The sequence below is a fragment of the Aliiroseovarius sp. F47248L genome, assembly GCF_023016085.1.
Lineage (GTDB): Bacteria > Pseudomonadota > Alphaproteobacteria > Rhodobacterales > Rhodobacteraceae > Aliiroseovarius.
In genome coordinates this window covers 2,147,260-2,170,959 of sequence record NZ_JALKBF010000001.1, presented here as the reverse complement: position 1 = coordinate 2,170,959, position 23,700 = coordinate 2,147,260, and the positions used below count along the sequence as shown (strand labels likewise).

At 56.3% G+C, this 23,700-nt stretch carries 22 protein-coding genes; 18 read left to right on the top strand and 4 right to left on the bottom strand.

Translation table 11 applies throughout. The annotated features are described in order from the left end of the window. The first annotated feature begins 7 nt into the window (after positions 1-7). Complete coding sequence (gene fliP, locus MWU51_RS10775) at positions 8-742, top strand: flagellar type III secretion system pore protein FliP (protein ID WP_247037099.1); 735 nt, start codon at positions 8-10, stop codon at positions 740-742. 16 nt (positions 743-758) lie between these two features. Here the strand turns inward: fliP and MWU51_RS10770 are convergent, their stop codons facing one another. Continuing rightward, a complete protein-coding gene (locus MWU51_RS10770) occupies positions 759-1,925 on the bottom strand; it encodes an alpha-hydroxy acid oxidase (RefSeq protein WP_247037098.1) in 1,167 nt (388 codons plus the stop codon). 223 nt (positions 1,926-2,148) lie between these two features. On the opposite strand from MWU51_RS10770, the gene MWU51_RS10765 reads away from it, so the two are divergent. The 5 genes from MWU51_RS10765 (at position 2,149) to MWU51_RS10745 (ending at position 7,080) form a co-directional block, all read left to right on the top strand. Continuing rightward, the gene (locus MWU51_RS10765; protein ID WP_247037096.1) at positions 2,149-3,210 is read left to right on the top strand and encodes a Hint domain-containing protein; all 1,062 of its coding nucleotides are present in this window, start codon (positions 2,149-2,151) and stop codon (positions 3,208-3,210) included. A gap of 166 nt (positions 3,211-3,376) precedes the next feature. Beyond that, a complete protein-coding gene (gene rpsD, locus MWU51_RS10760) occupies positions 3,377-3,997 on the top strand; it encodes a 30S ribosomal protein S4 (RefSeq protein WP_247037094.1) in 621 nt (206 codons plus the stop codon). Positions 3,998-4,174: 177 nt separating this feature from the next. Continuing rightward, positions 4,175-5,314: a histidinol-phosphate transaminase gene (gene hisC, locus MWU51_RS10755; protein ID WP_247037093.1), complete on the top strand. Its 1,140-nt coding sequence runs from the start codon at positions 4,175-4,177 to the stop codon at positions 5,312-5,314. Further along, complete coding sequence (locus MWU51_RS10750; protein ID WP_247037091.1) at positions 5,311-6,228, top strand: prephenate/arogenate dehydrogenase family protein; 918 nt, start codon at positions 5,311-5,313, stop codon at positions 6,226-6,228. The genes hisC and MWU51_RS10750 overlap by 4 nt, the downstream gene beginning before the upstream one ends. Positions 6,229-6,489: 261 nt before the next feature. Continuing rightward, entirely contained in the window at positions 6,490-7,080 is a 591-nt protein-coding gene (locus MWU51_RS10745) for an extensin family protein (RefSeq protein WP_348646750.1), read from the top strand. A 94-nt stretch (positions 7,081-7,174) separates the two neighbouring features. On the opposite strand, the gene MWU51_RS10740 is transcribed toward MWU51_RS10745, so the two are convergent. Next, positions 7,175-8,176 carry a DUF2125 domain-containing protein gene (locus tag MWU51_RS10740; RefSeq protein ID WP_247037088.1) on the bottom strand — a complete coding sequence of 334 codons (1,002 nt, stop codon included), beginning with the start codon at positions 8,174-8,176 and terminating at the stop codon, positions 7,175-7,177. Positions 8,177-8,247: 71 nt separating this feature from the next. Here MWU51_RS10740 and MWU51_RS10735 point away from each other — a divergent pair, with 71 nt between their 5' ends. The 3 genes from MWU51_RS10735 (at position 8,248) to MWU51_RS10725 (ending at position 11,805) form a co-directional block, all read left to right on the top strand. Further along, positions 8,248-8,787, top strand: coding sequence for a gamma-glutamylcyclotransferase (locus MWU51_RS10735; RefSeq protein WP_247037086.1), 540 nt, complete (start codon positions 8,248-8,250; stop codon positions 8,785-8,787). A 78-nt stretch (positions 8,788-8,865) separates the two neighbouring features. Beyond that, on the top strand, positions 8,866-10,065 hold the full coding sequence (locus MWU51_RS10730) for a biopolymer transporter ExbB (protein ID WP_247037085.1): 1,200 nt from the start codon (positions 8,866-8,868) through the stop codon (positions 10,063-10,065). A 3-nt stretch (positions 10,066-10,068) separates the two neighbouring features. Further along, positions 10,069-11,805, top strand: a complete 1,737-nt coding sequence (locus MWU51_RS10725; RefSeq protein ID WP_247037084.1) for a peptidoglycan -binding protein — start codon at positions 10,069-10,071, stop codon at positions 11,803-11,805. Positions 11,806-11,883: 78 nt separating this feature from the next. Here the strand turns inward: MWU51_RS10725 and clpA are convergent, their stop codons facing one another. Both clpA and gloB read right to left on the bottom strand, forming a co-directional pair. Next, positions 11,884-14,208 (bottom strand): ATP-dependent Clp protease ATP-binding subunit ClpA, encoded by a 2,325-nt coding sequence (gene clpA, locus MWU51_RS10720; RefSeq protein ID WP_247037083.1) that lies wholly within the window; start codon positions 14,206-14,208, stop codon positions 11,884-11,886. Positions 14,209-14,366: 158 nt separating this feature from the next. Next, positions 14,367-15,131, bottom strand: coding sequence for a hydroxyacylglutathione hydrolase (gloB, locus tag MWU51_RS10715; protein WP_247037081.1), 765 nt, complete (start codon positions 15,129-15,131; stop codon positions 14,367-14,369). 77 nt (positions 15,132-15,208) lie between these two features. On the opposite strand from gloB, the gene MWU51_RS10710 reads away from it, so the two are divergent. The 9 genes from MWU51_RS10710 (at position 15,209) to MWU51_RS10670 (ending at position 23,683) form a co-directional block, all read left to right on the top strand. Then, positions 15,209-15,853, top strand: a complete 645-nt coding sequence (locus MWU51_RS10710) for a DUF938 domain-containing protein (protein WP_247037079.1) — start codon at positions 15,209-15,211, stop codon at positions 15,851-15,853. Positions 15,854-15,950: 97 nt separating this feature from the next. Next, positions 15,951-16,727 carry a class I SAM-dependent methyltransferase gene (locus tag MWU51_RS10705; protein WP_247038818.1) on the top strand — a complete coding sequence of 259 codons (777 nt, stop codon included), beginning with the start codon at positions 15,951-15,953 and terminating at the stop codon, positions 16,725-16,727. A gap of 372 nt (positions 16,728-17,099) precedes the next feature. Beyond that, positions 17,100-17,660 carry a F0F1 ATP synthase subunit delta gene (locus MWU51_RS10700; protein WP_247037077.1) on the top strand — a complete coding sequence of 187 codons (561 nt, stop codon included), beginning with the start codon at positions 17,100-17,102 and terminating at the stop codon, positions 17,658-17,660. Next, positions 17,660-19,198: a F0F1 ATP synthase subunit alpha gene (gene atpA / locus MWU51_RS10695; protein WP_247037076.1), complete on the top strand. Its 1,539-nt coding sequence runs from the start codon at positions 17,660-17,662 to the stop codon at positions 19,196-19,198. The genes MWU51_RS10700 and atpA overlap by 1 nt, the downstream gene beginning before the upstream one ends. Before the next feature lie 14 nt (positions 19,199-19,212). Further along, positions 19,213-20,091 (top strand): F0F1 ATP synthase subunit gamma, encoded by an 879-nt coding sequence (locus tag MWU51_RS10690; protein WP_247037075.1) that lies wholly within the window; start codon positions 19,213-19,215, stop codon positions 20,089-20,091. An 18-nt stretch (positions 20,092-20,109) separates the two neighbouring features. Next, entirely contained in the window at positions 20,110-21,534 is a 1,425-nt protein-coding gene (gene atpD / locus MWU51_RS10685) for a F0F1 ATP synthase subunit beta (protein ID WP_247037074.1), read from the top strand. A 12-nt stretch (positions 21,535-21,546) separates the two neighbouring features. After that, a complete protein-coding gene (locus tag MWU51_RS10680; RefSeq protein WP_247037073.1) occupies positions 21,547-21,957 on the top strand; it encodes a F0F1 ATP synthase subunit epsilon in 411 nt (136 codons plus the stop codon). A 94-nt stretch (positions 21,958-22,051) separates the two neighbouring features. Beyond that, entirely contained in the window at positions 22,052-23,266 is a 1,215-nt protein-coding gene (locus MWU51_RS10675) for an MFS transporter (protein WP_247037072.1), read from the top strand. A 69-nt stretch (positions 23,267-23,335) separates the two neighbouring features. After that, the gene (locus tag MWU51_RS10670) at positions 23,336-23,683 is read left to right on the top strand and encodes an H-type lectin domain-containing protein (RefSeq protein WP_247037071.1); all 348 of its coding nucleotides are present in this window, start codon (positions 23,336-23,338) and stop codon (positions 23,681-23,683) included. Positions 23,684-23,700 lie beyond the last annotated feature (17 nt).

Here is a 23,700-nt window from a genome sequence, read left to right as displayed (position 1 = left end):
GAAGATCATGCGCTATCAAGCGGTAGCACTTGCAATTGCCGTGATTCTGATCGGCACAGTAGATTCTGCTTATGCGCAGGACATCACGCTTTCGCTTGGGGATGAAGCTTCGCTGGCGACCCGGACCATTCAGGTTTTTGTGCTTGTCACCCTGCTGAGTCTTGTGCCCGGTCTTGCAATCATGGTGACGTGCTTTCCTTTCATTGTAACAGTCCTGTCCATTCTGAGGCAGGCGATCGGATTGCAGCAGTCACCTCCGAATATGTTGATCGTTAGTCTCGCGCTGTTTCTGACCTATTTTATCATGGAGCCAGTGTTCATTGAGGCATGGACACAAGGCGGCAAGCCGTTTTCAGATGGTGTGCTTGCGCTTGAGCCAGCCTTCATGGCGGCGATCGAGCCTTTCCGCGTATTCATGGCCGCCCGCATCGACCCCGAGACTTTTAAACATCTCGCTGCTCTGCGGGAACAAACAGCTAATATTGCGGTCGGCAATGAGGCACCCTTGTCCCTGCTGGTGCCGTCCTTTCTGTTGTCCGAAGTCGAACGGGCTTTCCAGATCGGGTTTCTGGTGTTCCTGCCGTTCCTTGTCATAGATCTCGTTGTTGCTGCGATCCTGATGTCGATGGGCATGATGATGGTGCCGCCTGCCATCGTGTCTTTGCCGTTCAAGTTGGCATTTTTTGTTGTGGCTGACGGTTGGACACTGATCTCTGGTGCGCTGGTCAGAAGTTATTTCTGAACCGCCCTCCTCAGGATCATTCTTCCCAGTCGCCTGCAAAACCCTTGGGAATACGCAGTATGGATCGGTCCACATTTTTGATATCCGTATGCCCGCAGAACGCCATCGAGATGTCCATTTCCTTGTGGATCACCTCAAGCGCTTTGGTCACACCTTCTTCACCCATCGCCCCCAGCCCATAGGTGTAGGCGCGCCCGATATAGGTGCCTTGAGCCCCCATCGCGACCGCCTTCAACGCGTCCTGACCCGAGCGGATACCACTGTCCAGATGTACTTCGATTTTGTCGCCAACCGCATCAAGCACAGCGGGCAGAGCTCGGATCGAGCTGAGTGCGCCGTCCAGTTGTCGCCCACCATGGTTCGAGACAATGATGGCGTCAGCTCCGACATTCATCGCCTGAACCGCATCTTCCGGTTCCATGATGCCTTTGATGATGATTGGCCCGCCCCACATTTTCTTGAACTGACGAATACGACCCCAGTTCAGCGACGGATCGAAAGCCTCGGCTGTCCAGGAGCTGAGCGATGATGGATCTGAAACGCCTTTCGCGTGACCCACGATGTTGCCAAAGAACCGCCGCTTGGTACCCAGCATTCCAAGCCCCCAATGCACTTTTGTCATCATGTTGGCGACAGAGGCGGGAGTCAGCTTGGGCGGTGCAGACAAGCCATTTTTAAGGTCCTTGTGTCGTTGGCCCTGAACCTGCAAATCTACCGTTATCACGATGGCCGAGCAGTTGGCGGCGCGGGCGCGATCGAACAGGCGCTGCATGTAGTCATCGTCTTTCAACGTATAGACCTGAAACCAAAAGGGCGTGTTGGTGTGTTCTGCCACATCCTCGATCGAGCAGATCGACATCGTGGACAGTGTATATGGCACGCCGAATTTCTCGGCGGCGCGGGCGGCTTTGATCTCGCCATCGGCGCATTGCATCCCCGTAAGGCCGACCGGTGCCAACGCCATCGGCATTGCCACGTCCTGCCCCAACATTGTTGACCGGGTGGATCGATTGTCCATGTCCACAGCGACGCGCTGCCGAAAATAGAGCTTGTCGAAATCCGAGCTGTTTTCGCGGAATGTTTGCTCAGACCAACTGCCGCTTTCAGCATAATCATAGAACATCTTTGGCACCCTTCGGGCATAAAGGCGGCGAAGGTCTTCGATCTCGGTGATGACTGGCATGGTGCGCTCCGAAAAAATTGGTAAAGTTTTGTTACCAGTTCTTTAGAGGCTTGGCAATCGCCCCATAGTAGGTGGCAACACACATCACAGTAGGTTAGCCAGACTGTTGCGATTTCATCGCGCCGGAAACTGGCAGAAGGTCACGTATACAAATTTCTTAACAAAGCGAATCACCCATGCTAGCTTTGAGGCAATAAAAACAAAAAATGGCAGGTTAACGGGCATGGAAACGGGCTTTAATGGCACGTTTGTCATCTCATGGTCGCAGACAGAAGTGGACGGATTGCCGGCGGCGCCGGTGACGTCGCTTGGCGTGGGGTCGAATTGGCGCTGGACGGGAACACCGTTGCGCGTCGACGGTCCACGTGAACTTCGCGATCTTGAGAGCGCAAGCGGAGAGCAGGACCAGCGCAGGCGCGCAGCACACAGCGTGTACAAACTGGTCGGGGCAGCAATCGACCCTTCACGACCCTTGGGGTCGCATTCGGTCAACAGTCATCATTTGAATATGGGGTTTGAGGTCACGGACGGCCACGCAAGTTATGTTGCGACTCTGATCGATGGCGCGGACAATCAGGTGCTTCTGATGTTTGCGGGCGAAATGCCGCCAGAGAACACGGATTTCTGGGTGGTGCGCGCCAGTATGCGACCGACGCCTCGGAACCAGCTGATTGAACAACCGGCGGGCGTTATTTGTTTTGCGCCCAGCACCCGACTTCGCACTCATTCTGGCGAAGTGTGTGTGGAAGATCTGCGGGAAGGCGACGAGCTGCAAACCCGAGACAACGGTACACAGAAAGTACTGTGGATCGGGACGAAACGCATCACCGGTGCGCGTATGTTCGCGATGCCGGAACTGCGCCCGATCCGATTGCGGGCTGGGGCCATTCGTTCTGGCCAGCCAGATGCGGATTTGATCGTTTCAGGCCATCATCAGATATTGCTGAACGGAAAACGCGCCCAAGAGCTGTTCAATGAGGACGAAGTCCTGATTTCCGCGCGGGATCTGGTGGATGAGCGACGTGTGGTGGTTGACTACACCATCCGCGAGATCACTTATTATCACGTGCTATTGGAAAATCACGAGGTTGTCTGGGCCAACGGCGTTCCGGCGGAAAGCTTCCATCCAGCTAACGCGGATCTGGACACATTGGATACAGAACAACGCAACCGTTTGGTGGAGATGTTCCCGCAACTGGATTTCGATCCTATGGCCTATGGCGGTTTTGCCCGCCGCAGCCTGAACCGGGGCGAGGCCGCGATTTTGCGCGGAGAAATCGCCTGACACAACGTTCGGGGCGTTGACACCACCACTCACGACGCTATAAGCCCCAAATCCGGTCCCGCAAGGGGCCGGTTTTCATTGGTGTTGGTGGCCCCTGCAAGGGGATGCCTGTCGGGCTTCGGCCAAAGGACAACGCCCTTCGATACTTTTATGAAGGAGATCAGCCGTGACCAAACGCACGTCTGCCAAGTACAAAATTGATCGCCGCATGGGCGAAAACATCTGGGGTCGCCCCAAATCGCCGGTAAACCGTCGTGAATACGGCCCCGGCCAACATGGCCAGCGCCGCAAGGGCAAACTGTCGGACTTCGGTCTGCAACTGCGCGCCAAGCAGAAGCTGAAGGGCTATTACGGCGACCTGACCGAAAAACAATTCCGTCGCATCTATGGTGAAGCCGAGCGTGTCAAAGGCGACACCGGTGAAAACCTGATCGGCCTGCTGGAGCGCCGTCTGGACGCTGTCGTTTACCGCGCGAAGTTTGTACCGACCGTTTTCGCGGCTCGCCAGTTCGTGAACCACGGCCATGTGCGTGTAAACGGCAAAAAAGTGAACATTCCTTCTTACCGCGTTCAAGAAGGTGATGTGATCGAAGTGCGTGACCGCTCCAAGCAAATGGCTGCCATTCTGGAAGCCATTCAACTGCCCGAGCGTGATGTTCCGGATTATCTGGAAGTTGACCATTCGAAACTGACCGCAACATTCACCCGGACGCCCAGCCTGTCGGATGTGCCGTATCCGGTCGTGATGGAACCGAACCTGGTCGTCGAATTCTACGCGAAGAACTAAGCACAGCTTAACAACGCGCCGAGTTTCAGAACCCGCCCAGGTTTTTGGGCGGGTTTTTTCGTGTGTGTTGCAGATGCAGCGAAGCCTCAGGACACGCGTACATTGTGCAAACTGACGCTTTCACCCTTTCTCTGACACGTCGACCTCTGTAAATCACCTCGTAGGGGGAGCACCAAGATGACAAAGATCGAACCTCAACCGGGGATCATGCAGATAAAGCCCTATGTGGGTGGCGCCTCCAGCGTTGCTGGTGTGGCAAACGTGATCAAGCTGAGCTCGAACGAAAACCCGTTCGGTCCAAGCCCAGACGCGATTGAAGCGTTTCAGCGGGCGGGGCGCGAGTTGCATCGCTATCCAAACACCGACCACGCGCCGTTGCGAAACGCCATTGGAGCACTCCACAAACTGGATCCCGCGCGGATCATCTGCGGGGTCGGATCGGATGAGGTCATCACGTTCCTGTGCCAGTGCTACTCTGGTCCCGGAACTGAGGTGATCTATACAGAACACGGCTTTTCCATGTACAAGATTTCGGCTTTGGCGGCAGGTGCCATACCGGTGAAGGTGCCCGAGCGTGAGCGGATGGTTGATGTCGACGAAATTTTAAAAGCCGTCACAGAACTAACCAGCCTTGTCTTCGTCACCAATCCGGGCAACCCGACGGGCACCATGGTCAGTCAGGCAGAACTGGCGCGACTGGCGCGCGAACTGCCCGATCATGTGCTGCTGGTTCTCGACGGGGCCTATGTCGAATATGTCGATGGATTCGATGGCGGGGCGCGGCTTGTTGACAAATACGACAACGTGTTCATGACGCGGACATTCTCGAAGATGTATGGTCTTGGCGGATTGCGGATTGGCTGGGGCTATGGCGCGCCCGATGTGATTGACGTGCTGAACCGCGTGAGGGGGCCGTTTAACCTTTCGATGGCGCAACAAGATGCCGCGGTAGCCGCTTTGCAGGACCGTGATCACGTCGCCCGCTGTCTGTCGGAAAACACACGGCTGCGGTCATGGTTGGCCGAAGCATTGGCCGAACTGGGTGTGCCATCCGATACCTCTTGTGCCAATTTCATTCTGGCCCGTTTCGCCAACCCGGAAGAGGCCGAAGACTGTAACGCGTTCCTTCAGGAACAAGGGATAATCGTGCGTATGGTGGCAGGCTATGGCTTACCACACTGCTTGCGCATCACCATCGGCGACGAGGCATCTTGCCGCCGGGTGGCACATATGATCGGGCGTTTCAAGGGCGGTGCACCGGGTTCAAAGCTGATGCTGCTTGAAGAGGATCGGCTGGATGATGAGGCCGCAACATGAGTGTAATTTACAACCGTGTCGCTTTGATCGGGCTTGGCCTGATCGCGTCATCCATGGCCCACGCCATCCGCCGGGCGGGCTTGGCAGGCGAAATTGTCGGCACTGCGCGTTCGGCCGAGACTCGCGATGTCGCCCGCGAACTTGGTTTTTGTGATCGTATAGTCGATTCAGCTTCTGAAGCGGTCGACGGTGCAGATTTGGTTGTTCTTGCTGTCCCGGTTGGCGCAATGGGTGCCGTCGCAGCAGAGATTAGCACACACCTTCAGCCCGAAGCGACGGTAACAGATGTCGGATCAGTGAAACGCGCGGTAATCGAAGCAGTGGCCCCGCATCTGCCTGATCATGTGCATTTCATACCCGGCCACCCTTTGGCGGGGACAGAACATAGCGGCCCCCGGTCTGGATTTGCAGAACTTTTCGACAACCGCTGGAGCATTCTGATCCCCAACGGTGCGGACGACGCTGCAACCGAACGGTTGATCAGTTTGTGGAAAGGCATGGGGTCGAATGTTGAAGTTATGGATGCAGATCACCACGATCTGGTGTTGTCTGTTACCAGCCACACGCCCCACCTGATCGCTTACACTATGGTTGGTGTCGCCGATGACCTGTCGCGTGTCACGGATAGTGAAGTCATCAAGTATTCAGCGGCGGGTTTTCGCGACTTTACGCGGATTGCTGCGTCGGACCCAACCATGTGGCGCGATGTGTTTTTATCCAATAAAGACGCGACGTTAGAAATACTTGGCCGGTTCACAGAAGAGCTGTTTGCCTTGCAGCGGGCTATTCGCGTCGGGGACGGAGAGGCCTTGTTCGACTATTTCACTCGAACCCGAACGATCCGTCGTGGTATTATCGAAGCCGGACAGGATACGGACGCGCCCGATTTCGGTCGGAAGGGAAAGCATGATTGATCCCGCCCGCCGGCGCGCAAAGGAGCATTGATGAGCGCAGGATGTTTCAGACCAAAGGTTTTTCACCGTTTTGCAATGGGTATCCTGATCGGATGCAGTCTTAGCCTGTCGGCATTCGCGTCCGCGCCTGATACGTCTTCGCGACCCGAGCCGCGGCCAAAAACAGCCACGGTCACAACAATCACGTCAACAAGCAATTCGCCGTCACTGAACGCACCGCTCCCGACGCCATTTGCGGTAGGCAGGTCGTTGCGACCTCAGTTGCGCCCAAAAGGCTTTGCACGGAAAATTGCAGCGTCGACACCCAAGCCTGGCAGTTCGGGGCGTCGTGGACGTGTCTGCGGTGTTAACGAGATCAAGGGACAGGCAATTTCTGCTATCCCGGGAAGGATCCGCGGATGTGGTGTATCCGACCCGGTGCGTGTGACCGAGGTGTCGGGCATAAAGCTGAGCCAACCGGCGGTGATCGATTGCACCACCGCGAAAGCCCTGAACGCTTGGGTGCGAGATGGGGTGTTTCCGGCGGTTGGACGGCTTGGCGGTGGTCCTGCGACCCTGCGCGTTGCTGCGCACTACGCTTGTCGCACGCGAAACAACCAACCGGGTGCAAAGGTCAGCGAACACGGGCGTGGACGTGCCATCGATATTTCAGGTGTGACGCTTAAGAATGGCGCGACCATCACGGTTCTGAAAGGGTGGAGCGATCCAGTTCGGGGAAAAGTCTTGAAGAAGATGCACAAGGCGGCCTGTGGTCCCTTCGGTACAGTGCTTGGCCCCAAATCAGACAGGTTTCACAAAGATCATCTGCATCTGGATACCGCGCGTTATCGCAGCGGGTCTTATTGTCGGTGATGGCGACCTGATTGGGGGGCGTTGCCCCCCTGCGCGTCCGCGCATTCCCCCAGGATATTTTTAGCCAGAAGTAACGGTGGAGGCGGTAGTCTGCTCAACGAAGGCGGATCACGGGTGCGGTTCCGATTGGGACTGGTCCAAGGAACATGCGCCCACCAGACAGGCGCAACGGCACGTCCAATGTTGATTCGTCCCCGGACAGACCTGCCACGAATTGTAGTGCACCAGTGACGGTTGAGACGAGTTCGGGCGCAAGGGCACCGGAGGCACGGGCAATTTCGATCATCTGGCGCCAGTTGCGGGCTTTGACGGTGATGTTACCGGTGGGAATGCCTTGGGCATCGACATCTGCTGCGCCCGCCAGCCAAAGTTCCAGCTCGCCCCAATTTGCCTTTAACTCGTTCAGGTCGATATGTGTGATTTGTGGCCGCGCTTTTTCGATAGCTGTGCGGTCCCAAGGGGCGTTGAAATCCACATTGGCCTTCAGAGTGATACCCTCAAAGACGGGGGGTAGCAGATCGTCAGCATTCAAAGATTGCACGAATGAAGAAGCCGGAGTCAGGTTTGCCGCTTCGAAATGGATCTCGTGACGGTTGTCACCATCCTCAAGCTGGCGGGTTGCCAATTGGCCGTGCTTCAACGCCGAAGTCCAACCGGCGGTCGATGACATCGTGATGTCTGCCAGCACAATTGAACTCCGCTCCAGCGTAAGGTCGGGCGTTGGGGACACCATGATCGAGCCTTTCACGTCGCTACCTGCGATCTGAATGCGTTGCTCGGGCGTGGCAATGACCTGCGTGCCGGGCCAGACCGCGATCACATGATGCGGTTTGTAGGATAGGGCGAGGATCTGGAACTCAGGGGCAACCCATGACAGGCCGGTGTCGGGATCGGCCAACTCGAGATCGGTGAAAATCGTGTCAAAACGGTTGGGAAATCCGCGTGTCGAGATGTCAGTAGCCTCGGCAATCCAGCCTTCATCTTGCCGGTCTGCAATCCATGCTTTAAATGCGTGTTCTGTAGCGCTTGCTCCAATATACCAATAGCCACCCCACAAGCCCGCCAATATCATGGCAATCACTATCAAATTGCGCATCACTCTTTCCTCTTGCCGCTCTGCGTGCATATTGGCGTATGTAAAGCGACAGGTGGTAAAGAGCGAGTGAAATGAGCACACAGGATCTTTGGGTTTTCGGGTATGGCTCGTTGATGTGGAACCCCGGTTTCGACCATACCGAAGCTGTCATTGCCACGCTTCCCGGCTATCACCGCAGTTTTTGTATGCGGTCGATCCATCATCGCGGGACCGAGGATACGCCGGGACTGGTTCTGGCGCTAGACGAAATGAGCGGTGCGCGATGCAAGGGGCTGGCCTTCCGGGCTTGCCCGAAAAGCCATGATAAAACGCTGGCAGAGTTGCGCGAGCGCGAGCTTGTGTCCTCCGCTTATCTGGAGAAGTGGCTGACCGTCATACTTCAGGACGGGCGTAAGGTCGAAGCGGTCACCTATGTGATCGACCCCGATCATGCTCAATACTGCCAGATCGAACTTGACGAACAGGCGCAAATCATTGCGCAGGCAGTTGGTGGGCGGGGGCCGAACACCGAATACCTTTACAACACGGCTGCGCATCTGTCCGATCTGGGTATCGAGGATCAGGACCTGAACTGGCTGTCGCAAACCGTGCGCGCGATGGTGACCCCGTAGCACGCAGACAAGGCTTGGCACCTGCACCGCTTGCGCCTATCCTGTGCGCAACAACAATGGCGACAAGGAATATCCCGCATGGATCAGCTGGATCGCGGGACGCTGACTGCGCCCAAAAAACGAGGGGTCGAGCCGTCCTTCACCCACCCGATCCGCCAGATCTTCGTGATGCTGGTGGTGCTTGGGTTGGTCGGGTTTGGCGTGTTCATCGCCCTTCCGCGAGTGCTGCCGGTCTTTCAAGCAAACCTGTATTTGAACGGATTTATCCTGTTTGTCTTCGTGATCGGGCTGCTTGCCTGTTTCTGGCAGGTCTGGCAGGTGTTTTCGTCTGTCGGATGGATCGAAGATTATGTACAGGAACGGAATGGGCACGACCCGGACCGTGCGCCACGCTTGCTGGCATCTCTTGCTGCGCTTCTTCGGTCGAACCGCGGGTCGCATTTGCAGATTGGGGCAGCCTCAGCCCGATCGATCCTTGACAGTATCGCAACACGGATTGATGAAGCGCGCGATATTACGCGATACATCGTTAATCTGCTGATTTTCCTTGGTCTTTTGGGTACTTTTTATGGATTGGCAACAACGGTTCCAGCCGTTGTGGAAACGATCCGGTCGCTTGCACCGGGCGAGGGGGAAGGCGGTGTGGAAGTCTTCAACCGCCTGATGACGGGTCTGGAAGAACAATTGGGCGGCATGGGCACCGCATTTTCTTCGTCGCTTCTTGGGCTTGCCGGTTCCCTAGTTGTGGGTTTGTTGGAGCTGTTTGCGGGCCACGGCCAGAACCGGTTTTATCGCGAGCTTGAGGAGTGGTTATCCACCATCACTAAGATCAGCTTTGCCGCGGGGGATGGCGAGTCTGATGACGCGGATGCCGGGGCATATCTTGGCGTACTGGCCGAGCAAATCGAAGCTATGCAGTCGTTGTTCACGCACAGCGATGTTCAACGTACGATGCTGGATGATAGACTGGGGCAACTCGCGGATAGGCTGGAAACCTTATCGACCCAACTGGGGCAAGACGGGGGGCAGGGTGAGGCGTTGACCAGACTGGCCGAAGGTCAGGAACGTCTGATCGTGACCCTTCAAGCGCAGCATGAAGAAGCCGAAGCGCGGACTGATGCGGAAAGCCGAATGCGGCTTCGATCCATCGACGTTCAGCTTTTGCGCATTCTGGAAGAAATGCAGGCTGGTCGACAGGAAAGCCTGTCAGATCTGCGAAGTGATATGGCGACGCTGATCCACTCCATTCGTGTCGCTTCCGGTCAGGACGAGGCGTAAGTCATGGCCCTGACGCGTCGATCGGTGCAACGTATGAGCGGCTCGATCTGGCCGGGATTCGTTGACGCGATGACTGCGCTGTTGCTGGTCTTGATGTTCGTTTTGACAATCTTCATGATCGTGCAATTCATCTTGCGCGAAACGATATCGGGGCAGGCAGACGAGTTGGACGAACTGTCCAGTCAAGTTGCCGGGTTGGCTGATGCGTTGGGGCTGGAAAGAAACCGAACGGCAGAGCTGGAAGGTGAACTGGGCAGTCTGAACGCGACCTTGGCCGAAGCACGGTCGGTGTCCGATGCGCAAGCGTCGTTGATTGCACAACTGACCGCCCAGACCGAAGCGCAAGCCGGTCAACTGGCCGCTCAGGCGGCGAAGATCACCAATTTCGAAGCGCAGGTAGCTACGTTGTTGGCTGAACGGGATCACGCTTTGGCGGAAGGTTCAGCCTTGAGCGCTACGGTCGAAGAACTGGAAGCGTCACAGGCTAAAATGATTACCGACCAAGAGGCGCTGACGCTGGCTTTAGCCAAGGCGCGGGACGAAATCGACGACGGTGCTGAAGCAGCACGTTTGGCGGCTGCGAAGCGTGAGGCGCTGGAGGCTCTGGTCGCCGATCTGGAAGCAAAGACTGATGCGCAGGCGGCGGCATTAAGTGAAGAAGAAGAAACCCGATTGGCCGAGGCTGCAGCCGCAGCAGCACTGCGTGAACGCCTGCAGTCGGCAGACGAGGAATTGACTGCGATGACCCTTGCGCTTGAAGCACAGCGCAAACGGGCGGAAGAGACATTGACTCTGTTGGCGGCGGCCAAGGCGGCGGGTGTTGATCTTGAAACCCGTTTAGCCACGGCGCTGACCCAAATTGACGCGAACAAAGAAGAACTGGCCGACTTGCCAGAATTACGCGCGCAACTACAGGCCGCACTTGTCGCACGTTTGGCAGCAGAAAGTGAAGTCGACGAAACGTTAAGCGAAGCAGAGGAGCGTGCTCGTTTACTGGCCGCAGCAAATCTGCAGCTGGCTGAAAAAGAGGCTGAAAGCGCGGAAAGCCAGCGAAAAATCGCGCTGCTGAACGAACAGGTTGCGGCTTTGCGCACGCAGCTTGGCAGCCTTCAAGCCATCTTGGACGAGGGCAACGCCCGCGATGCCGATGCACAGGTCCAAATTCAAAAACTTGGGTCAGAGTTGAACGCAGCTCTTGCCCGTGTCGCATCGGAAGAGCGTAAACGCGCCGCACTGGAAGAGGCGGAGCGAAAGCGGTTGGAGGAGGAGGCCAAAGAACTTGCCGCCTATCGGTCCGAGTTCTTTGGTAAGCTGAAACAAGTTTTGGCTGATCGAGAAGGCGTTCAGATCGTCGGCGACCGTTTCGTATTCTCATCCGAGGTGCTGTTCACCAGCGCCGAGGCTGCGTTGCAGCCGCAAGGTAAGGCACAGGTGGCGAATGTCGCCGATCTGCTTTCTGAAGTGGCAGGCGAGATCCCGGATGAGATTGATTGGATCATCCGCGTCGATGGCCACACCGATAATGTGCCGTTGTCCGGCACCGGCCGCTATCGCAACAATTGGGAACTTAGCCAGGCGCGGGCGCTGTCCGTAGTGCAATACATGATCAACGATCTGGGCTTTCCCCCTGATCGGTTGGCCGCAACCGGGTTTGGAGAGTATCGTCCCGTCAACACCGCAGACACGCCCGAAGCCCGAGCACAGAACCGTCGGATCGAGTTGAAACTGACCGAACGCTGAACCCACCTTGTATGATATGAGCAAAAGAAAAGGCCGCAACAAAGTGCAGCCTTTCTGATTTCACCAGTCTGATATGCGTTAATCAGCGGTCAGCAACGGTGGACGTTTGCGTGACCCTAGTTGGCGGCTCTTCGGCTTCTCGATCCGAATATCCAGTTCTCCGTTTTTGACACCGACCTGGACCAGGCCACCTTTGACCAGCTTGCCAAATAGAAGCTCTTCGGCCAGCGGCTTTTTGATATGCTCCTGTATGACGCGGCCCAAAGGACGCGCGCCCATCCGGTCATCATAGCCCTTGTCAGCAATCCATTCGGCCGCCGCACGGGTCAGTTCGATGCTGACACCGCGATCCAAAAGCTGGGCTTCCAGTTGCAGCACAAATTTCTCGACCACTTGCAGGATCACCTCTTTGCCCAGCGGCGCGAAGCTGATCACCGCATCCAGACGGTTGCGGAACTCTGGGGTGAACGTTCGTTCGATGGCGGCGGTGTCCTCACCCTCGCGACGGTCACGCCCGAAACCGATCGCCGACTTGGCTTGTTCGGCAGCTCCAGCGTTCGATGTCATGATCAAAACCACGTTGCGGAAGCTGACTGTGCGACCGTTATGGTCGGTCAGCTCACCATGGTCCATGACTTGGAGCAGGATGTTGTAAACATCCGGATGTGCTTTTTCGATTTCATCCAGCAACAACACACAATGCGGGTGTTGATCAACTCCATCTGTCAGCAAACCGCCCTGATCAAATCCGACATAGCCCGGAGGCGCGCCAATCAGACGCGACACTGCGTGTTTCTCCATATATTCTGACATGTCAAAGCGCAGAAGTTCGACGCCCAGATTGTCGGCCAGTTGCTTTGCCACCTCGGTTTTGCCGACACCCGTGGGACCAGCAAACAGATAGTTGCCGATGGGCTTTTCGGGTTCGCGCAGTCCTGCGCGCGCCAGTTTGATGGCGGATGCCAGCGATTCAATCGCTTTATCCTGCCCAAACACGACGCGTTTCAGCGCCTTTTCAAGATCACGAAGGGTTTCCGCGTCGTCCTTCGATACGCTCTTGGGCGGGATACGGGCAATCTTCGCGACGACGGATTCGATCTCTTTCACGCCAATCGTCTTGCGACGCTTGCTTTGGATCAAAAGATGCTGGGCCGCACCAGCTTCGTCGATCACGTCGATGGCCTTGTCAGGCAACTTGCGGTCATTGACATAACGATCCGATAGTTCGACAGCAGACTTGATCGCATCAGCGGTGTATTTAACGCCATGATGTTCCTCGAAATACGGTTTCAGCCCTTTCAGGATTTTCACCGCATCATCGACAGTGGGTTCGTTGATGTCGATCTTCTGGAACCTGCGAGAAAGCGCGCGGTCTTTTTCGAAGTGCTGGCGAAATTCCTTATACGTGGTCGAGCCCATGCAGCGCAGCTTGCCACCCTGAAGCGCCGGTTTCAGAAGGTTCGACGCATCCATCGCCCCGCCCGATGTGGCACCCGCACCGATCACGGTGTGAATCTCGTCGATGAACAAGACTGCGTCGGGGTGATCTTCAAGTTCTTTCATCACCGCTTTTAGGCGCTCCTCGAAGTCGCCGCGATAGCGGGTGCCGGCAAGAAGCGCGCCCATATCAAGCGAGTAGATCGTGGTTTCAGACAGAATCTCGGGCGTTTCACCCCCAACGATCTTGGCGGCAAGGCCTTCCGCGATGGCGGTCTTGCCCACACCGGGATCGCCCACAAGAAGCGGATTGTTCTTTCGACGGCGGCACAGAACCTGGATGCAGCGTTCGACCTCGTGTTCGCGTCCGATCAGCGGGTCGATATCCCCGTCGCGGGCCTTGGCGTTCAGATCAACACAGTATTTCGCCAACGCGCTGTCATTTTCTTCGGCGGGTTGGGCGTCCTGGACATCTTCTTCGAAGTCAGGCGTCCCGGAAACCTGGCGTGCTTCGCCAAAATTGGAATCCTTGGCCACGCCATGAGCGATATAGTTCACCGCGTCATAGCGGGTCATGTCCTGTTCCTGCAGGAAGAATGCGGCATTCGATTCGCGTTCGGCAAAAATGGCCACCAACACGTTCGCACCCGTGACTTCGGTGCGACCCGAGCTTTGGACATGGATTGCCGCGCGCTGGATCACCCGCTGGAATGCGGCGGTCGGCACCGCCTCGCTGCCTTCGACATCGGTGATCAGGGTCGTCAGTTCTTCGTCGACAAATTCGATCAGCACCTTGCGCAGAACATCTAGATCGACCGAGCATGCCTGCATCACGCGGGCGGCATCCGGTTCGTCCAGCAGCGCGAGAAGCAGGTGTTCCAGCGTTGCCAACTCATGTTTTCGCTCATTCGCCAACGCAAGCGCGTGGTGAATGGCTTCTTCGAGCGGTCTTGAAAAGGATGGCACGTTGAACACTCCTCGTATCTGGTGCGGAATTCTCCGCGCGGCGGTTCGTCCGCCTTGACTGTCGCCTCATATGTTTAAGGTTCGGTTTTCCGACCGTCTCTTCAAGCCTTTTCTTGTCAATTTTAGCTCTCGGAGGCGTGATCGGCTGAAATTCATGGTTAGAAACTGTCTTTTCGACGCCGGATTTCGGCGAACACCTCGACGTCGCGGGCGGCATTCATATGTAGGGCGGCTTTTACCTCTGGCAAGTGGGCGCGTAAAAATGGGTTGGTTTCAAGTTCGTCGGACAGGCGGGAAGGCACGGTCGGTTGACCGGCTGCCCGTAGGTCGGTGATGTCATCAATGCGTTTTTTAAGGGCTTTGTTGTTCGATTCTATCGTGGTGGCAAAAGCTGCATTGGACGCCGTGTATTCATGACCCGAGCAGATTAGGGTGTCAGATGGCAGCGCTGAAAGGCGCGTCAGGCTGTTCCACATTTGGTCGGGGGCTCCTTCAAACAAGCGACCACATCCCAATGCCATCAGACTGTCGCCGGTAAACACAGTTCCGGCATCTGGGACATGAAAGGCAATGTGGCCAATGGTGTGCCCCGAAACATCCATCACGTGAACATCATGCCCGGCAAACTGAAACGAGTCACCATCGGCATAGGTACGGTCCAATTTAGGCAAACGGTGAACATCTGCCGCTGCTCCCACAAGTTTGGCGCCTGTAGCTTTCACAAGATCGCCAACCCCTTCAACATGATCCCAGTGATGGTGGGTCAGCCAGATCTGAGACAAGGACCATTCGCGCGCCCTAAGTTCGGCGATGATCGGTGCAGCTTCGGGCGCGTCGATCAGTGCGGTTTCGCCAGATGCCTCGTCATGCAGCAGGAATGCATAATTGTCTGAAAGGCAGGGTATCGTGACCAGTGTCAGCATGTGTTTCTCCTGTGTGCATCTCTACTCTTGCCGAAAGACGTGGAAGGCTCAATACTACGCTTATACTGGGAGGTTCGATGGCAGGTGAAAAGCCACATTCGATCGCGCAGTCGCGCTGTGACGGACGGTTGTCTGCGCCATCTGCTGCGCGCAATATCGTACCTATTCTTGAGGCCATCGGCCCTTATGTTCCCTCCAATGGTGTCGCGTTGGAAATTGCATCAGGAACGGGCGAACATGCCGTCGCTTTTGCCGAAGCGTTTCCCGATACAATCTGGCAACCCACCGATATTGATGCCGAACGTCTGATCAGCATTGATGCTTGGCGTGCCCGCAAAGGGATCATGAATATGCGGGTTGCGCAGGTTTTGGATGCGACAGCCCCAAGTTGGCGTACCGGTCCGTTCGCGATGGCCGTAACAGTAAATCTTATGCATCTGATCGACCCCGCTGCTGCACAGGCTGTGGTCAAGGGGGTTGCGCGCAACCTTTCGCCCGGCGGACACTGGTTTCTGTATGGTCCCTTCCGTACACAAGGTTTGTTCCGTTCCGAAAGTGATCAAGCATTTCACTCTGTGCTGACTGAACACAATTCTGCCATTGGTTACAAGGATATAGAGGCGATCGAAGCCTGGGCGGTCGAGGCTGGTCTGTCACACGTCGCGTTGATCGAGATGCCTGCGAACAATCTGGCGCTGGTGATGCGCCAAATAGAAGATTGAACGATCTTTTTTTATGATCCAGACGGCGGTGCATTTCTTTTTACGAGTGATCCGTTAATCTTGGCGCAGTAAAAACGGGCAGGTGACAAACGGCGTCATGCATCTTGATGTGCAAGATCTTCGCAATTTCTACTACCGCAGCATGCTGGGGCGTGCGGCGCAAAAGGCCATCCGTGACAAAGTAACGTCCTTGTGGCCTGCGTCGAAGGCCAAAGGGCAGACCGTGGCTGGCTTCGGTTTTGCTGTGCCGTTGTTGCGCCCCTATCTATCATCTGCACGAAGGGTGATGGGTCTGATGCCCGCTCCGCAAGGGGTCATGCCTTGGCCAGCGGGGATGCTGAATGTCTCGGTGTTGGTTGAAGATACGATGTGGCCATTGGACACGGGCGTTGTCGACAGGCTGGTCGTGATGCACGGTTTGGAAACCTCAGAGACACCGAGCTTCCTTTTGGACGAAGCCAATCGCGTCCTTGGACCCGGTGGACGGGCGTTGTTCATCACGCCCAACCGCGCCGGCCTGTGGGCGCGGTCGGATGCTACACCATTTGGCTACGGCCGGCCCTATTCGCTTGGTCAGCTTGAGGCCCAACTGGAAGAACACGGGTTTCGTGTCGAACGTCACTTGTCCGCTTTGTATCAGCCGCCATCATCGAAACGCTTCTGGCTCAAAACCGGAAATTTTTGGGAACGGGCGGGTCTGCAACTGCCGTTGGTTCTGGCGGGTGGTGTCCTGATGGTCGAGGTATCCAAGCAAATTCCTGCCCCAAAACGTCCGGGACTGGCGCAAGCTGTTAAGCGACCTTTGAAGGTGCTTGAAGGTCTTGGCGTGCCGGAACCCAGCGCCTCGCGTGTGGTAGGACATAAGTCGAGTTAGCTCTTTTCGCGGTGGCAGAATCAATTGCATTTGCCCCCAAACACGTCCTCAATCACTTATTGTGATATGGGTGGTGCCGGAATCACACCCCTCAGTATACAAGAGTATTCAGAAAATAGGTCGTAGTGATTACATCCAGCAACGCCTTTTTTCCCTTAGGTGAAAGGGTCTGGCAGAAATAAGTTCGCTGGATTGGTCAAACGGGGCGAATATGTTGGCGTTAAACTCCTGTAAGCCTGTTGCGAGGTGAGCATATCCCTGCTACATGCATCGTCGATTTAGATGACACGCTAGAACATGCGGCATCTGTAGGCCGCCCCGATTTGCTGACCGGCAGATCACAATGGGGCTAAAGACATCGGAAGGGTGGACGTGTCCGAACCAGTCGCGATCTCAACCGGCATTGCCCAGCGTTATGCCACTGCCGTCTTTGACCTGGCCAAAGAAGGCAAGAACCTGAAAGCAGTCGAGGCGGATATTGACGCCATTGACGCTGCTCTCGCCGATAGCGAAGATTTTCGCAACCTGATCAGCTCCCCGATTTACAGCCGGGACGAGCAGGGTGCTTCGATCACTGCCATCGCCAAAAAAATGAAACTTTCGTCGATGATCGCAAACACGCTGGGGCTGATGTCCCAAAAACGGCGTCTGTTTGTGTTGCCTCAGTTCGTGGCCGCCCTGCGCGAGTTGATTGCTGAGGATAAAGGCGAGGTGACCGCACAGGTGACCGCCGCCAAATCTATGACGAAGGCGCAACAAGACAAACTTGCCAAGGCTTTGAAAGCCACAATCGGCAAGGATGTGAACATCAATCTGGCCGTCGATGAATCCCTCATCGGTGGTCTTGTCGTCCAAGTGGGCTCGCGCATGATCGACACGTCGATCCGTGCGAAGCTCAACGCACTTCAGAATTCCATGAAAGAGGTCGGATAATGGGTATCCAAGCAGCAGAAATTTCTGCGATCCTGAAGGACCAGATCAAGAACTTTGGCCAAGACGCCGAAGTGGCCGAAGTTGGCCGTGTGCTTTCGGTCGGTGATGGTATCGCCCGCGTGTATGGTCTTGATAAAGTCCAGGCTGGTGAAATGGTCGAATTCCCCGGTGGTATCCGCGGAATGGCCCTGAACCTTGAAGCCGACAACGTTGGTGTTGTTATCTTCGGTTCGGACCGCGACATTAAAGAGGGCGACACCGTCAAGCGCACGAACTCGATCGTGGACGTGCCAATCGGTGACGAGCTTCTGGGTCGTGTTGTTGACGGTCTGGGCAACCCGATCGACGGCAAAGGTCCGATCAACGCAAAGAAGCGCGGCGTGGCCGACGTGAAGGCGCCGGGCATCATCCCGCGTAAATCGGTACACGAGCCGATGGCAACCGGTCTGAAATCGGTTGACGCGATGATCCCGATTGGCCGTGGCCAGCGTGAGCTGATCATTGGCGACCGCCAAACCGGTAAGACCGCCGTGGCACTGGACGCGATCCTGAACCAGAAGTCGTATAACGACGCGGCGGGCGATGACGAAGGCAAGAAGCTCTACTGCGTCTATGTTGCGATCGGTCAAAAACGTTCGACCGTTGCGCAGCTGGTGAAGAAGCTGGAAGAAAGCGGCGCGATTGACTATTCGATCGTTGTGGCTGCTACCGCATCCGACCCTGCGCCCATGCAGTTCCTGGCACCCTATGCCGCGACCGCTATGGCGGAACACTTTCGCGACAACGGACGTCACGCCCTGATCATTTATGATGACTTGTCGAAGCAGGCTGTGTCCTATCGTCAGATGTCGCTGCTGCTGCGCCGTCCGCCGGGCCGTGAAGCCTATCCGGGTGACGTTTTCTATCTTCACTCGCGCCTGTTGGAGCGTTCGGCCAAGCTGAACGAAGATTACGGCTCCGGTTCGTTGACCGCGCTGCCCGTGATTGAAACCCAAGGTGGCGACGTGTCCGCGTTTATTCCGACCAACGTGATCTCGATCACCGACGGTCAGATCTTCCTGGAAACCGAACTGTTCTATCAGGGTATTCGCCCGGCTGTGAACACCGGTCTGTCGGTGTCGCGTGTTGGCTCGTCGGCGCAAACCAAGGCAATGTCGTCGGTCGCCGGTCCAGTGAAACTGTCGCTGGCCCAGTATCGTGAGATGGCAGCGTTTGCGCAGTTCGGGTCCGACCTGGACGCAGCCACGCAGCAGCTTCTGAACCGTGGTGCACGTCTGACTGAGCTGATGAAACAGCCGCAGTATTCGCCGCTGACCAACGCTGAAATCGTTTGCGTGATCTATGCAGGCACGAACGGCTACCTCGACAAGATCGACGTGAGTGAAGTTGGCCGCTTTGAAGCTGGTCTGTTGAACCATCTGCGTCAGAACCATGCCGATCTGTTGGCTGATATCACCAATAATGACCGCAAGGTCAAAGGTGAGCTTGAGGACAAAGTCAAAGCTGCGCTGGACGCCTTCGCCGCTGACTTCGCTTAAGGGGGCGTTGAACGATGCCCAACCTTAAGGATCTCAAAAATCGGATCGAGAGTGTCAAGAACACTCGGAAGATCACGAAGGCCATGCAGATGGTGGCCGCCGCAAAACTGCGGCGGGCACAAGACGCGGCTGAAAGCGGTCGACCCTATGCAGAGCGGTTCAATGCCGTTCTGGGCGGGTTGGCTGCGGCATCAACGGGTGGGGACAGTGCGCCCAAACTGCTGGCCGGTTCGGGTTCCGATCAGGTCCACCTTCTGGTGGTCATGACGGCTGAACGCGGGTTGTGCGGTGGCTTCAACTCGTCGATCGTGAAAATGGCACGTGCCAAAGCAGAAGACCTGCTGGCGCATGGCAAGACGGTGAAGATTCTGACCGTCGGCAAGAAGGGCCGCGAACAGCTGAAGCGTGAATATGGCGATCACATGATCGGTCATGTGGATCTGTCGGGCGTGCGCAATGTCGGTTATGACAACGCGCAGGCTGTCGCAAACGACCTGATCCATCGCTTCAACGAGGATGAGTTCGATGTGGCGACGATATTCTACAACACGTTCGAAAGCGTAATCACGCAGGTTCCAACCGCGAAACAGGTCATCCCGGCCAGTTTTGAAGCCCCGGAAGAGGGTGCGGAGGCATCGACAGTTTACGATTACGAACCGTCGGAAGAAAGTATTCTGAAGACGCTGCTGCCGTCTGGTGTTGCCACTCAGGTCTTCTCGGCGCTTTTGGAAAACGCTGCTTCTGAGCAGGGTGCGCGGATGGCCGCAATGGACAACGCAACCCGCAACGCTGGCGAGATGATCGAGAAACTGACCATTCAATACAACCGCTCGCGTCAGGCTGTGATCACCAACGAGCTTATCGAAATTATTTCGGGCGCCGAGGCGCTCTAAGAAACCGGAGAAACAACAATGGCTAACGCTAAAGGTAAGATCACGCAGGTGATTGGCGCCGTTGTGGACGTTCAGTTCGGGGATGACCTTCCGGCCATTCTGAACGCCCTGACCACGGACAACAACGGCAACAAACTTGTTTTGGAAGTGGCACAGCACTTGGGTGAAAACACCGTGCGCTGTATCGCTATGGACGCATCCGAAGGTCTGGTGCGTGGTCAAGAGGTGACTGACACCGGCGCGCCGATCTCGGTGCCTGTCGGCAACGCCACTCTGGGCCGCATCTTGAACGTCATCGGCGAACCCGTTGACGAAAAAGGCCCCGTGAAGTCGAAAGACAGCCGCCCGATCCACGGCGATGCCCCTGCGTTTGACGAACAGTCGACGGAAACCGAAATTCTGACCACCGGCATCAAGGTCATCGACTTGCTGGCCCCCTACACCAAGGGTGGTAAAATTGGTCTGTTCGGCGGTGCCGGCGTTGGTAAGACCGTTCTGATCATGGAATTGATCAACAACATCGCGAAGGTGCACTCGGGTGTGTCCGTGTTCGCGGGTGTTGGCGAACGGACCCGTGAAGGCAACGACCTGTATCACGAGATGATTGAATCGGGCGTTATCGTTCCCGACGATCTGGAAAAATCGAAAATTGCGCTGGTTTACGGCCAGATGAACGAACCTCCCGGAGCACGTATGCGTGTGGCTCTGTCGGGTCTGACGCTGGCGGAACAGTTCCGCGATGACACGGGTTCGGATGTTCTGTTCTTCGTCGACAACATCTTCCGCTTTACCCAAGCTGGTTCGGAAGTTTCGGCACTTCTAGGCCGTATTCCTTCGGCTGTTGGCTACCAGCCCACGCTGGCCACTGACATGGGTGCGATGCAGGAACGTATCTCGTCGACCAAATCGGGGTCCATTACATCGGTTCAGGCCGTGTATGTTCCAGCGGATGACTTGACCGACCCTGCGCCCGCAACCTCGTTTGCTCACCTTGACGCAACGACGGTTCTGGATCGTGCGATCTCGGAAAAAGGTATCTACCCTGCTGTGGACCCGCTTGGTTCGACCTCGCGTCTGCTGGACCCGCTGATCATCGGTGAAGAGCACTACAAAGTTGCCACCGACGTTCAGCAGGTGCTTCAGCGTTACAAGTCGCTGCAGGACATTATCGCCATTCTCGGCATGGACGAACTGTCGGAAGAAGACAAACTGACCGTTGCCCGTGCCCGGAAAATCGAGCGCTTCCTGTCGCAGCCTTTCGACGTTGCAAAAGTGTTCACCGGCTCTGACGGTGTTCAGGTTCCGCTGGAAGACACTATTGCGTCGTTCAAAGCCGTTGTGGCCGGCGAATACGATCACCTGCCCGAAGGCGCCTTCTACATGGTTGGCGGCATCGACGAAGTGATCGCGAAAGCCGAAAAAATGGCGGCAGACGCCGCTTAAGGAGGCCCTCTAATGGCTGATACGATGCAATTCGATCTGGTGTCGCCCGAACGAAGACTCGCTTCGCTTCAGGCGACGGCGATCCAACTACCGGGTGTCGATGGCGACATGACGGCGATGCCGAACCACGCACCGACGATCACGACGTTGCGCCCCGGTATCGTTCGCGTCGAAGCGCCCGAAGGCAATGCCGAGTATGCCGTCACCGGGGGCTTTGCTGAAGTTACCGCAACCGGCACCTCGGTTTTGGCCGAACGCGCTGTTCCGGTGTCGGAAATGACGCAAGAGCTGCTGGATGGGTTCGTGTCTGACGCCGCTGCCGCGTCGGAAAACGCGACCACCGAAAATCTGGACGAACTGGCCAAGCGCACAGTGGATATTGCTGCCATGGCCAACGAATTGGGATTGACGGTCAAAGTCTGACCTCGACCCATCTGAAAAGACCCCAAAGCCCCGCCTCGAAGGCGGGGCTTTTTTACGTTTGCGCCCAGCGATCAAACGCGGCACTGATATCCGCATGACTGCAAGCGGCCACACATCCAACAGATCGGCCATCTGGTTCATTCTGGCAACCATCCTGCTGGATGCGGTGGGCATTGGCATCGTATTTCCAATAATGCCGGACCTGATGCAGCGCGTGGGCGCCAGCAACACCGCTGACGGTGCGTTTTGGGGCGGGATTCTGATGGCGTCCTATGCTGCAATGCAATTCCTGTGTGCTCCGGTAATCGGCGGCATATCGGACAGTCTAGGCCGTCGACCGGTGCTGCTTCTGGCGTTGGTAGCCTTGACGATTGATTACATCGTCATGGCCTTGGCCACGACCTTTTGGTGGCTCTTGATCGGGCGAGTTTTGGCTGGGATCGCGGGGGCCACCTATATCACGGCGACAGCCTATTTGGCTGACATATCAAAACCCGAAGATCGCGCCGCAAATTTCGGATTGATTGGGGCCACGTTTGGCATCGGATTTGTGATGGGTCCTGCCATCGGTGGTTTCGTCGCCAGCATTCATCTAACCGCACCTTTCTGGCTGGCAGCAGCTTTTGCGGGACTAAACGTCCTTCTGGGGCTGTTCGTCCTGCCTGAAAGCCTTGTCCCTGAAAGACGTCGTTCTTTCAGGCGGCGCGATCTGAATCCCTTTGGCTCGATCCTTGATGCGTTCAAACTTCCCGGGTTGGGTTTGCCGCTTATTCTGATCTTCCTTTTCGAATTTGCCAATATGGTTTATCCAACCCTTTGGTCCTTCTGGACGCGCGAAGTTTTTGGGTGGAGCACAGCGCTCATCGGCTTGACGCTGGCAGCTTATGGGATCGCTGTCGCTTTTACTCAAGGCGTCATCATGCGGTTGTTGATCCCCCGTCTGGGCGAGTTTCGCACGCTCATATTTTCGGTCATTTGTGCCATCGCGGCCTTTGCGGTGTTCGGGGTAACGGCAAGCGCTTATGTCATGTTTGCAGCTATCTTAGTTGCAGCACTTGCCGATATGGCGCCACCCACCATGACCGCCATGATGGCCAACATGGTTACCGAGGATCGCCAAGGGTTGTTACAAGGGGTTATTGCCAGCCTTGGTTCGATCGCGGCAGTGATCGGACCGATGATGGTGACGTGGTTGTTCCAGAACTTTGCGGATGCGGAAGGGGCGATTTACCTGCCCGGTGCGCCGTTCCTGTTTTCTGGCGCGTTGGTGGTGGTTCTATTCCCGTTCTTCTTGCGTCTTGGCCGCTAGGCACGGCTTGTCACCTGACCGCGTTTGAGGTCAGCTGGTGATACATGAATTTGAACGGAGCTGTCAGATATGCGCAGGATCAGAACCCATATGGTTGGGGTGGAGCAAGGCAGCACGATACTGTTTTCGGATTTCGAGCATGATGGCGAGATGTGGACTGGAAACGGTGCCCGGCAATTGGTGATACCGGTCGGTTTCTCGGACAGGTTTCTGAGTGCGCCTTCGGTACATGTCAGCGTGTCGATGTGGGATCTGGACAAGCGCACCAACGCGCGGGCTGACATCTCAGCGGCTGCAATCACGGAAACGGGGTTTCAGATCATTTTTCGTACCTGGGGCGATACACGCGTGGCGCGGATGCGGGTCGATTGGATAGCGATGGGTGAAGTGTCCAACGACGAAGACTGGGATGTTTGATCTGTCATATCTGGCAT